Annotated in this window: 8 protein-coding genes; 6 read left to right on the top strand and 2 right to left on the bottom strand. The window is 62.4% G+C overall.

The window, feature by feature from the left end; all coding sequences use genetic code 11:
* The first annotated feature begins 79 nt into the window (after positions 1-79).
* Complete coding sequence (aauS, locus tag HU811_RS18965) at positions 80-1981, top strand: two-component sensor histidine kinase AauS (protein WP_186657472.1); 1902 nt, start codon at positions 80-82, stop codon at positions 1979-1981.
* Complete coding sequence (gene aauR / locus HU811_RS18960) at positions 1978-3306, top strand: two-component response regulator AauR (RefSeq protein WP_092393223.1); 1329 nt, start codon at positions 1978-1980, stop codon at positions 3304-3306. Before aauS ends, aauR begins: the two co-directional genes overlap by 4 nt.
* A 264-nt stretch (positions 3307-3570) precedes the next feature.
* Here the strand turns inward: aauR and HU811_RS18955 are convergent, their stop codons facing one another.
* Positions 3571-4185 carry an NAD(P)-dependent oxidoreductase gene (locus tag HU811_RS18955; RefSeq protein ID WP_186657469.1) on the bottom strand — a complete coding sequence of 205 codons (615 nt, stop codon included), beginning with the start codon at positions 4183-4185 and terminating at the stop codon, positions 3571-3573.
* A 59-nt stretch (positions 4186-4244) separates the two neighbouring features.
* Complete coding sequence (locus tag HU811_RS18950; protein ID WP_186657466.1) at positions 4245-5123, bottom strand: MBL fold metallo-hydrolase; 879 nt, start codon at positions 5121-5123, stop codon at positions 4245-4247.
* Between the two features lie 112 nt (positions 5124-5235).
* Between HU811_RS18950 and HU811_RS18945 the strand changes: the two genes are divergently transcribed.
* From HU811_RS18945 to gcvP, 4 genes are all read left to right on the top strand, one after another.
* Complete coding sequence (locus tag HU811_RS18945; RefSeq protein ID WP_186657463.1) at positions 5236-6141, top strand: LysR family transcriptional regulator; 906 nt, start codon at positions 5236-5238, stop codon at positions 6139-6141.
* Between the two features lie 261 nt (positions 6142-6402).
* Entirely contained in the window at positions 6403-7911 is a 1509-nt protein-coding gene (gcsR, locus tag HU811_RS18940) for a transcriptional regulator GcsR (protein ID WP_092393237.1), read from the top strand.
* A 427-nt stretch (positions 7912-8338) separates the two neighbouring features.
* Positions 8339-8722 (top strand): glycine cleavage system protein GcvH, encoded by a 384-nt coding sequence (gcvH, locus tag HU811_RS18935; protein WP_092393240.1) that lies wholly within the window; start codon positions 8339-8341, stop codon positions 8720-8722.
* Positions 8723-8732: 10 nt separating this feature from the next.
* The gene (gcvP, locus tag HU811_RS18930) at positions 8733-11582 is read left to right on the top strand and encodes an aminomethyl-transferring glycine dehydrogenase (RefSeq protein ID WP_186657459.1); all 2850 of its coding nucleotides are present in this window, start codon (positions 8733-8735) and stop codon (positions 11580-11582) included.
* Positions 11583-11659 lie beyond the last annotated feature (77 nt).

The following is an 11659-nucleotide window of genomic DNA, read 5'->3' as shown; positions in this document are numbered from 1 at the left end:
TTTCGCGAGCAAGCCCGCTCCCACAGTGGTCCTGTGTTGGCTTATGGATTTGTGTTGTGGTTGACCCAAGGCTTCTGTGATGAAATGCGACCCCACTCTCTATCGCGCCGCGCCGCCATCACTTGCCGTGAAACCCCGTCTGATTCGCCATCTGTTCCTGCCGCCGCTGATCATTGCCCTGATGATCGGCCTGGGTTACCTCGGCTTCTGGATCAGCGAGCACTACGGCATTCGCGGTCTGGGCGAGAACGGCGAGCGCCAGTTGGAACTGCACGCCCGTGCGGTCGAGAGCGAGATCAGCAAGTACACCTACCTGCCCAGCCTGCTGGAGCTTGAATCCAGCGTTTCGCAACTGCTCGACGACCCCACGCCCGAGCATCGCAAGACCGTCAACGAATACCTCGAAGGCCTGAACCGGCGCAGCCGCAGTCGGGCCATTTATGTGATGGACACCACAGGCCGCGTCATGGCGACCAGCAACTGGCGCGACGTCGACAGTTACCTCGGTGAAGACCTGTCCTTCCGCGCCTATTTCCAGAACGCCGTACGCGGTCAGCCCGGGCGCTTCTATGGCATCGGCAGCACCAGCGGCGAGCCTGGCTATTACCTGGCCCATGGCCTGGAACAGCAGGGCAAGATCATCGGCGTGGCGGTGGTCAAAGTACGCCTGGAAGCCATGGAAGAGCGCTGGCAGCGCGCGCGCCTGGAAGCCTTCGTCAGCGACGAAAATGGCATCATCATTTTGTCCAGCGATCCGGCACGACGGCTCAAGTCCGTGCGACCGCTGAGCGACGAAACCAAAGAGCGCCTGGCCCGCAGCCTGCAGTATTACTGGTTCCCGTTGAACGAGCTGATTCCCCTGGCTCGCGAACGACTGGCCGAAGGCATGGAGAAACTGACCTTCCCGGCCAACGCCGAGCTGGTGTCCGACGAACGGGCCATCAGCTATCTGTCACAGACCCGCCCCTTGAGCGACACGCCCTGGAATTTTACCCTGCTAACGCCCCTTGAAGACCTGCGTCGCCAGGCAATCAACCAGGGCATCCTGGTGGCCGTGGCCTTCGCCCTGGTGGCTTTCCTGCTGATCGCCTGGAACGAGCGGCGCAAGGTCATCGCCACTCGCCTCGCTGCCCGGGAAGCCTTGCAGGAAGCCAACAATCAGCTCGAACGTCGGATTACCGAACGCACCACCGACCTGCGGGCCAGCAATGAACGGCTCAAGGGCCAGATCCGCGAACGGCGGCAGGCCGAAGAGACGTTGCGCCGGGCCCAGGACGAACTGGTGCAGGCCGGTAAGCTCGCCGCCATCGGCCAGATGTCCACCAGCATCGCCCATGAACTCAACCAGCCGCTGGCCGCGTTGCGTACCTTGTCCGGCAACACCGTGCGCTTCCTGGAGCGGGGTCAACTGGATATCGCCAGCGCCAACCTCAAGACCATCAACGACCTGATCGACCGCATGGGCCGGATCACCGCCAGCCTGCGCTCCTTTGCCCGACGCGGCGACGATCAGGGTCGGGCCAGCCTTGGCAAGGCAGTCGAAGCCGCGCTGCAACTGCTGGGTGGACGCCTCGAAAGCCTGAAGATCCAGGTGCATGCCGGTTACGACGACGTTCAGGTACAGATCGACCAGACGCGTCTTGAACAAATCCTGGTGAACCTGATCGGCAACGCCCTGGACGCCATGCAGACCCAACCCGAGCCGCGGCTGTGGCTTGAAGGCACTGCCTCGGATGGCAAATATCGCCTGCGGGTGCGAGACAACGGCCATGGCATCGATCCCGAGGCACGCAAGCATTTGTTCGAACCGTTCTTTACCACCAAACCCGGCGAACAAGGCCTTGGCTTGGGCCTGACCCTCTCGGCAAGCCTGGCCGCCGCCGCGGGCGGCCACCTGGGGGTCGAGTCCCCGACCGAAGGTGGAACCACTTTTATCCTCAGTTTACCGTTGGTAAGCCCTTTACCTGCCGAGCAGCCATGAACAACGACCTGAGCGTACTGATCGTCGAGGACGACCCGCATGTCCTGCTGGGCTGCCAGCAGGCCCTGACTCTGGAAGACATTCCCTGCATCGGTGTGGGCAGCGCCGAAGAGGCCCTGGAGCGGGTCGGCGATGACTTTGCCGGCATCGTCATCAGTGACATTCGCCTGCCGGGCATCGATGGCCTGGAGCTGCTGACCCGCCTCAAGGCCCGGGACCGCAGCCTGCCAGTGGTGCTGATCACTGGCCACGGCGACATTTCCATGGCCGTGGGTGCCATGCAAAAAGGCGCCTATGACTTCATGGAGAAACCCTTCTCCCCTGAACGCCTGGTGGACGTCGCCCGCCGCGCCCTGGAGCAACGCAGCCTGGCCCGGGAGGTTTCATCGCTGCGCCGGCAACTGGCCGAACGTGACTCCCTGGAAGGCCGGATCATTGGCCGTTCACCGGCCATGCAGCACCTTCGAGAGCTGATCGCCAACGTGGCCGACACCTCGGCCAACGTACTGATCGAAGGTGAAACCGGCACCGGCAAGGAACTGATCGCGCGCTGTCTGCACGACTTCAGTCGGCGCCATAGCAAACAATTCGTCGCGCTCAACTGCGGCGGCCTGCCGGAAAACCTCTTCGAAAGCGAGATTTTCGGCCATGAAGCCAATGCCTTTACCGGTGCCGGCAAACGCCGGATCGGCAAGATCGAGCACGCCGACGGCGGCACGCTGTTTCTCGATGAAGTAGAGAGCATGCCCCTGCCCTTGCAGATCAAGTTGCTGCGGGTGTTGCAGGAACGCACCCTCGAGCGCCTGGGCTCAAACCAGAGCGTGGCGGTGGATTGCCGGGTCATCGCCGCCACCAAATCCGATCTGGACGAACTGGGCCGGGCCGGGCAGTTTCGCAGCGACTTGTATTACCGCCTCAACGTGGTGACCCTGGAACTGCCGCCACTGCGCGAGCGCCGCGAAGACATTCTGCAACTGTTCGAGCATTTTCTGCAGCAGTCGTCCCTGCGCTTCGACCGTACGGTGCCGGAGCTGGACAACCAGACGCTGTCCAACCTGATGAGCCACGACTGGCCGGGCAACGTGCGGGAACTGCGCAACGTTGCCGAACGCTATGCACTGGGCCTGCCGGCCTTCAAGAAGTCGGGGGCCAGCGGCGCCAGCCAGGGCCTGGCCTTCGCCGAAGCGGTAGAAGCCTTCGAACGCAACCTGCTGGTGGACGCCCTGCAACGCAGCGGTGGCAACCTGACCCAAGCCAGCCTGGAGCTAGGCATGGCCAAAACCACGCTGTTCGACAAAGTCAAAAAATATGGCCTGAGCCATTAACCTGGCAGCGGTAGCGTGGCTGATGGCGGCGACGGTGCTGGTCAGCGTGTGGATGAGAATCCACAGCTGCCCCCCCCGTAGGAGCTGCCGAAGGCTGCGATCTTTTGATCTTGATCTTGATCTTGATCTTGATCTTTCGCTCGCGACTCAATTGCCAGGGGAGAGATCGCAGCCTCGTTGCACTCGACAGCTCCTACAGTTCGCGCAGGTCAGAGAGTTCGTGCAGGTTGTGCAGGTCAGAAAGTTCGTGCAGGTGGTGCAAGATCAATAACCGACGGTAAAGCGCTGCCGCGAAAACTGCGGCGTCTCCACTTCATCGATCATTGCAATGGCGTAATCGGTAAAGCTGATCCAGCTGCGCCCGGTGGCGTCGAACAGCAGGTGATCCTTGCCGATACGGAACTGCCCGGTGCGCTCGGTCTCGACGAACTCCGCCGAGGGCGAGAGGAAGGTCCAGTCCAGGTCCTGCTCCTTGAGCAGCACGTCCAGGAACAATGCTCCGGCACTGGCTTCGGCGAGGTATTCCTCAGGGAAGCCTTCGCTGTCGATCACACGGCTATTGTCCGGCAGCAGCAACGAACCGGCCCCGCCCACCACCAGCAAGCGCTTGACTCCGGCCGCCTTGACGGGGGCGATCACTTTGTCGGCCGGCACGGTGGCGAAATGGGCGGCGCAGATCACCGCATCATGACCGGCTACCGCTGCGGTCAACGCCTCGCTGTCCAATGCATCCAACTGCTGGCTGACCACACCAGCCCGCTCGCCGATTTTTGCGGTGTTACGGGCAATGGCCGTCACGCTGTGACCGCGACGCAGGGCTTCTTCCAACAACTGGCTGCCAGCCCGACCGGTGGCGCCGATGATTGCGATTTTGCTCATGATGTTCTCCGTTGGTTAGCGATGTTTGAAAGACAGGCTGATGTGGCGCTACAACCCAATCACCACTTCATCTCACCCTTGGCTACCTTGGCACTAAGCTCCAGGGAGCTGTCTTCCCCAAGATCGGGGTAGCGCTGCTTCATGGCGGCGATCAGGGCAGCGGAATCCTTGGCTTTGGCGGTTTCCTCGTCGAAGGCCTTGATGTAGTCGGCGGTGAATTTCACCGGCGCCAGGGACCGGGCGCTTTCACCCAGGTAATGGCCGGGAACCACGGTGTTCGGTTGCAGTTTTTCAATGCCCTCCAGCGTCGCCAGCCAATCCTTGTGGGACTGCGGCGTCTGCGTGTCGGCCATCCAGACGTGAATGTTCTCAGCCACCACGACGCCGCCGACCACAGCCTTGATCGACGGGATCCAGACGAAGCTGCGGTCCGGTTGCGGGCCATCAAGACCGATGATCTGCAAGCGCTTGCCCTCCAGGGTCAGGCTGTCGCCCTTGAGCACCTGGGGCACAATCGCTTTGCTCGGCGCATCAGCCTTGAGGATCGGCCCCCAATATTTCAACTTGCCGTCCAGGGTGTGCTTGATGTGTTCGACGGTCGGCGCAGAAGCCAGCACCTTGGCCTTCGGGAACGCGGTGGTCAGGGTCTCCAGACCAAAATAGTAGTCGGGATCGCCGTGGCTGATGTAAATCGTGGTCAATTGCTTGCCGCTGGCGCGAATTTTCTGCACCAATTGTTCGGCCTGGGACCTACCAAACTGGGCGTCCACCAGAATCGCCTCTTTTTCTCCACTGACCAATACCGAGGTCACTGGGAACACTGCCGCTGCGCCGGGGTTATAGACATCCAGCGCAAGGTCGGCTGCCCAGGTGTTGGCCGCGAAAACCATCGAAGTGGTTGCCAGCAGCAGACGCTTGAATAAGGTGGATCCGGTCATGTTGTGCTCCGTTGTGCATAAGCCCGATTGGCAATGAGCGCAGCTTAGTGGCCTGACTCGTTTCAAAAAATGCGATGCTTGAACATAGTTTGTTTCTGAAATCGGGCAAATCATGGATCGTCTACACGCAATGCAAGTGTTCGTCGCGGTGGTGGAGTTGGGCAGTCAGTCGGCGGCAGCCGAACACCTGGAGCTGTCGCGACCGGTGGTGTCACGGTATCTGGCGGAACTGGAGGACTGGGTCGGAGCCCGGTTGATGCACCGCACCACCCGCAAGCTGAGCCTGACGGCTGCGGGCCTGGAAATCCTGCCGCGCTGTCGGCAGATGCTGGAGCTGTCCGGCGACATGCAGGCCGCCGTCAGTACGCCGGACGACGCGCCCCGTGGCATGCTGCGCATCAGCGCCAGCACCTCGTTCGGCCAGGCCCAACTGGCGGCGGCCATGGCCGAGTTCGTCGGGCGTTATCCGGGGGTCAGCATCGACCTGCAAATGCTCGATCGCACGGTGAACCTGGTGGACGAACGCATCGACCTGGCGATCCGCATGAGCAACGACCTTGACCCGAACGTGATTGCCCGGCGCTTGACGGTTTGTCGCTCGGTGATCTGCGCCTCGCCCGCTTACCTGCAGGAACATCCGGCGCCACAGCGGGTCGAGGACCTGAGCCGGCACAACTGCCTGACCCACTCCTACGTCGGCAGGAGCCTGTGGCATTTCGAGCAAGACGGCGAGCAGGTCTCGGTGCCGGTGCAGGGCAACATCAGCGCCAACGAGGCCAGCACCCTGCTGCGGGCGACCATGGCTGGCGCCGGGGTGGCGATGCTGCCCAGCTACCAGGCGGGCACGCACATCCAGAACGGCGAGCTGATCCGCCTGCTGACCCACGCCGAACCCCGGAAAATGAACATGTACGCGGTGTATGCATCACGTAAGCACATGCCCTCGGCACTGCGTAGCCTGCTGGATTTTTTGGTGCTCAAGTTTCCCGAGACGCCGGAGTGGGATATTGGGTTGTAAACGACATCCGCCTCACCGCCGACCTCCTGTGGGAGCGGGCTTGCTCGCGAAGGCGTAGTGTCAGCCAACCAGATGTCGACTGATACACCGCTTTCGCGAGCAAGCCCGCTCCCACAGGGGGATCTGTGGCTGGCATATCGCGAGCAAGCCCGCTCCCACAGGGGGTCACCATGGGTCTCAAGTACTGCGCCAGGATTTCACCAATAGCCCGCCCCAAGGCATACTGGCCACCCTCCGTATTCCAGAACCCAAAACCGCCCCATGCGTATCCACGTCAGTTTCATCGACCGCGTCGGCATTACCCAGGAAGTCCTGGCTTTGCTCGGTGGGCGCAATCTCAATCTGGATGCGGTGGAGATGGTGCCGCCCAACGTCTACATCGACGCCCCGACCCTCAGCCCGCAGGTGCTGGACGAATTACGCGAGGCGCTGTTCAGCGTGCGGGGCGTGCAGGCAGTCACTGTGGTGGACATCCTGCCAGGCCAGCGTCGGCACTTGCAGCTCGACGCCCTGCTCGCGGCCATGACCGACCCGGTACTGGCCCTGGACAGCGCCGGCCACGTGTTGCTGGCCAACCCGGCGCTGATCGCCCTGTACGGCCGTGAACCGGCCGGAGAAAGCGTTGCCGAGCTGTTCGGTGACGAGGCCCTGTTGGGGGCTTTGCTGGAGAATGGTTTTCGCCTGCCGCTGCGGGAAATCACCCTCAACGGCCAGACTCTGCTGCTGGACGCCACGCCCATCACGAACGCTGGTGCGTTGCTGACCCTCTATCAGCCAAACCGCATCGGCGAACGCCTGTCGGCGCTGCACCACGACCACGCCGAAGGGTTTGACGCGCTGCTCGGCGAATCCCCGGCGATCCGCACTCTCAAGGCCCGGGCCCAGCGGGTGGCGGCGCTGGATGCACCTTTGCTGATCCAGGGCGAAACCGGCACCGGCAAAGAGCTGGTGGCTCGGGCCTGCCACGCCATCAGTGCCCGTCACGGCGCGCCGTTCCTGGCCTTGAACTGCGCCGCACTGCCGGAAAACCTGGCCGAAAGCGAGCTGTTCGGCTACGCCCCAGGCGCCTTCACCGGGGCGCAACGGGGGGGCAAGCCAGGGCTGATGGAACTGGCGAACCAGGGCACGGTATTTCTCGATGAAATCGGCGAGATGTCGCCTTACCTGCAAGCCAAACTGCTGCGGTTCTTGAACGATGGCAGCTTCCGTCGGGTCGGCGGCGACCGGGAAATCAAGGTCAATGTGCGCATTCTCAGCGCGACCCACCGCAACCTGGAAAAAATGGTCAGCGAAGGTTCGTTCCGCGAAGACCTGTTCTATCGCCTGAACGTGCTCAATGTCGAAGTGCCGCCGCTGCGTGAACGCGGCCAGGACATCCTGCTGCTGGCGCGCTACTTCATGCAGCAGGCCTGTGCGCAAATCCAGCGCCCGGTCTGCCGCCTGGCCCCCGGCACCTACCCGGCGCTGCTGGGTAACCGCTGGCCGGGCAATGTGCGGCAATTGCAGAACGTGATCTTCCGCGCCGCGGCCATTTGTGAAAGCAGCCTGGTGGACATTGGCGACCTGGACATTGCCGGCACTTCCGTGGCGCGCCAGGGTGACGTGGAAGTCGAGAGCCTTGAGCAAGCCGTGGAAGCCTTCGAAAAACACCTGCTCGAAAGCCTCTACGTCAACTATCCCTCCACCCGCCAGCTCGCCAGCCGCCTGCAAACCTCCCACACCGCCATTGCCCATCGGTTGCGCAAATACGGGATTTCCGGCAAGCCGTAGCCTTACTCGGTCGAATGTGGGAGCGGGCTTGCTCGCGAAAGCGGTGTGGCAATCGACATCTGCTTTGCTGACACTCCGCCTTCGCGAGCAAGCCCGCTCCCACAGGGGTTCTGTGTCGTGTTCAAGAACGCCTCAAAAACGACCTCCATCTGTACTGAAAGCGCTACAGTGGAATGATATCGCTACAGTTGTCGCCAGGCAGCGCTGTGCAAGGCTTTGATCCCACTACGATTTTATCCGGGCGTGGAACTGTAGCGATTTCGCTACAGACGGAACCGCTCAGTCTTGGCCAATACAAGCCAAATCATTGATATTTAAATACTTTTTTGTATTGGCCGCATTCTTGCTAAGGATATAACCATTCGGCCGGGCCAAGCCCCGCGCCTTTCTTCGCGTCCACCAGACGAATCTGGCCCCAGGAGTTTCCATGAGCGAGTTGCGTTTCACTGAAGATCACGAATGGCTGCGCACTGAAGCCGACGGCAGCGTTACCGTCGGTATTACCGCGTTTGCCCAGAACGCCTTGGGCGATGTGGTCTATGTTCAGTTACCGGAACTGCAAAGCTACGCCAAGGGTGACGAAGCCTCTACCGTGGAATCGGTAAAAGCCGCCAGCGGTGTGTACATGCCGCTGGACGGAGAAGTGCTGGAAGTGAACCCGGCCCTGGAAAGCAATCCGGAACTGGTCAACGAAGATCCGCTGGGTGCAGGCTGGTTTTTCCGATTCAAGCCCGCCGACGCCAGCCAAGTTGGCCAACTGCTGAATCAGGACGCCTATGACCGCCTGATCAAAGCCAACGCCGAAGCCTGAGGAGCGCAACATGACCGTTAATCTCGGCACCGCCAACGAATTCATCGCCCGCCACATCGGCCCGCGGGCCAGCGACGAGCAAGCCATGCTCGAGCGCCTGGGCTACGACTCCCTGGAAGCGTTGAGCGCCAGCGTCATTCCGGAAAGCATCAAGGGCACCAGCGTGCTGGACATGGGCGACGGCCAGAGTGAAGCCGATGCACTGGCCTCGATCAAGGCCATTGCCGGCAAGAACCAACTGTTCAAGACCTACATCGGCCAGGGCTACTACAACTGCCACACGCCAGCGCCGATCCTGCGCAACCTGCTGGAAAACCCGGCCTGGTACACCGCCTACACCCCTTACCAGCCAGAAATTTCCCAGGGCCGTCTGGAAGCACTGCTGAACTTCCAGACCTTGATCAGCGACCTCACTGGTCTGCCGATCGCCAACGCATCCTTGCTGGACGAAGCCACCGCCGCCGCCGAGGCCATGACCTTCTGCAAGCGCCTGAGCAAGAACAAGAGCAGCAATGCCTTCTTCGCTTCCCGCCATTGCCACCCGCAAACCCTCGATGTGCTGCGCACCCGTGCCGAGCCCTTGGGCATTGAGGTGGTGGTGGGCGACGAACGCGAACTCACTGACGTCGCCAGCTTCTTCGGCGCGCTGCTGCAATACCCGGCCAGCAACGGTGACCTGTTCGATTACCGTGAACTGACCGAACGCTTCCATGCCGCCAACGCCCTGGTCGCTGTCGCCGCAGACCTGCTGGCCCTGACCCTGCTGTCGGCACCGGGTGAGTTCGGCGCTGACGTGGCCATCGGCAGCGCCCAACGCTTCGGCGTGCCATTGGGCTTTGGCGGCCCGCACGCGGCGTATTTCTCCACCAAGGATGCCTTCAAGCGCGATATGCCTGGCCGCCTTGTGGGTGTTTCCGTGGACCGTTTCGGCAAGCCGGCCTTGCGCCTGGCGATGCAGACCCGCGAACAACACATCCGCCGCGAGAAAGCCACGAGCAACATCTGCACCGCCCAGGTCTTGCTGGCCAACATCGCCAGCATGTACGCCGTGTATCACGGCCCTAAAGGCCTGACGCAAATCGCCAACCGCATCCACCACCTGACCGCGATCCTCGCCAAGGGCCTGGGCGCGTTGGGCCTGGCTGTCGAGCAGGACAGCTTTTTCGACACCCTGACCCTGCACACCGGCGCGCAAACCGCTGCCCTGCACGACAAGGCGCGTGCCCAGCGCATCAACCTGCGCGTGGTGGACGCTGAACGCCTGGGCTTGTCCCTGGACGAAACCACCTCCCAGGCTGACGTCGAAACGCTGTGGAGCCTGTTGGCCGACGGCAAGGCCCTGCCGGACTTCGCCGCCCTGGCCGCCACCGTGCAAAGCCGCATCCCGGCCGAGCTGGTGCGCCAGTCGGCAGTCCTCAGCCACCCGGTGTTCAACCGCTACCATTCCGAAACCGAGCTGATGCGCTACCTGCGCAAGCTCGCCGACAAGGACCTGGCCCTGGATCGCACCATGATCCCGCTGGGTTCCTGCACCATGAAGCTCAATGCCGCCAGCGAAATGATCCCGGTGACCTGGGCCGAGTTCGGCGCCCTGCACCCGTTCGCCCCCGCCGAGCAGAGCGCCGGCTACCAACAACTGACCGACGAACTGGAAGCCATGCTCTGCGCCGCCACCGGTTACGACGCCGTGTCGTTGCAACCCAACGCCGGTTCCCAGGGTGAATACGCCGGTCTGCTGGCTATCCGCGCCTATCACCAGAGCCGTGGCGAAGACCGTCGCGACATCTGCCTAATCCCGTCGTCGGCCCACGGCACCAACCCAGCTACCGCCAACATGGCCGGCATGCGTGTGGTCGTGACCGCCTGCGATGCGCGCGGCAACGTCGATATCGAAGACCTGCGGGCCAAGGCCACCGAGCACCGTGAACACCTGGCGGCGCTGATGATCACCTACCCGTCCACCCACGGTGTGTTCGAAGAAGGCATCCGCGAAATCTGCGGCATCATTCATGACAACGGCGGCCAGGTGTACATCGACGGCGCCAACATGAACGCCATGGTCGGCCTCTGCGCGCCGGGCAAGTTCGGCGGCGACGTGTCCCACCTGAACCTGCACAAGACCTTTTGCATTCCTCACGGCGGTGGCGGCCCGGGTGTCGGCCCGATCGGCGTCAAGTCCCACCTGGCGCCGTTTCTGCCGGGCCACGCCAACATGGCGCGCAAGGAAGGCGCGGTGTGCGCGGCGCCGTTCGGCAGCGCGAGCATCCTGCCGATCACCTGGATGTACATCCGCATGATGGGTGGCGCTGGCCTCAAGCGTGCCTCGCAACTGGCGATACTCAACGCCAACTACATCGCCCGCCGCCTGGAAGAACACTATCCGGTGCTCTACTCCGGCAGCAACGGCCTGGTAGCCCACGAGTGTATTCTCGACCTGCGCCCACTCAAGGACAGCAGCGGCATCAGCGTCGATGACGTGGCCAAGCGCTTGATCGACTTCGGCTTCCACGCGCCGACCATGTCGTTCCCGGTGGCCGGTACGCTGATGATTGAGCCGACCGAAAGCGAATCCAAGGAAGAACTGGACCGCTTCTGCGACGCCATGATCTGCATCCGCGAAGAAATCCGTGCGGTGGAAAACGGCAGCCTGGACAAAGACGACAACCCACTGAAAAACGCCCCCCACACCGCCGCGGAAATCGTTGGCGAGTGGACCCACCCCTATAGCCGCGAACAAGCGGTGTACCCGGTGACGTCGTTGATCGACGGCAAATACTGGCCGCCAGTGGGCCGGGTCGACAACGTGTTCGGCGACCGCAACCTGGTCTGCGCCTGCCCGTCGATCGAAAGCTACGCTTGACCTGTGGAGGGGGCGGGTTTTCCCGCCCTCTCAACAACACCGCATATCCCCTTGTGGGAGCGGGCTTGCTCGCGAAG

The sequence above is a fragment of the Pseudomonas tehranensis genome (genome assembly GCF_014268615.1).
GTDB lineage: Bacteria > Pseudomonadota > Gammaproteobacteria > Pseudomonadales > Pseudomonadaceae > Aquipseudomonas > Aquipseudomonas tehranensis.
The sequence above is the reverse complement of the archived record's forward strand: the minus strand, read 5'-3'. Positions and strand labels throughout refer to the sequence as shown.

Excerpts from the sequence above, each read along its gene's own strand:
- aauS (WP_186657472.1), top strand. The coding sequence starts at position 80 with ATGAAATGCGACCCCACTCTCTATCGCGCCGCGCCGCCATCACTTGCC.
- aauR (WP_092393223.1), top strand. The coding sequence starts at position 1,978 with ATGAACAACGACCTGAGCGTACTGATCGTCGAGGACGACCCGCATGTC.
- HU811_RS18955 (WP_186657469.1), bottom strand. The coding sequence starts at position 4,185 with ATGAGCAAAATCGCAATCATCGGCGCCACCGGTCGGGCTGGCAGCCAG.
- HU811_RS18950 (WP_186657466.1), bottom strand. The coding sequence starts at position 5,123 with ATGACCGGATCCACCTTATTCAAGCGTCTGCTGCTGGCAACCACTTCG.
- HU811_RS18945 (WP_186657463.1), top strand. The coding sequence starts at position 5,236 with ATGGATCGTCTACACGCAATGCAAGTGTTCGTCGCGGTGGTGGAGTTG.
- gcsR (WP_092393237.1), top strand. The coding sequence starts at position 6,403 with ATGCGTATCCACGTCAGTTTCATCGACCGCGTCGGCATTACCCAGGAA.
- gcvH (WP_092393240.1), top strand. The coding sequence starts at position 8,339 with ATGAGCGAGTTGCGTTTCACTGAAGATCACGAATGGCTGCGCACTGAA.
- gcvP (WP_186657459.1), top strand. The coding sequence starts at position 8,733 with ATGACCGTTAATCTCGGCACCGCCAACGAATTCATCGCCCGCCACATC.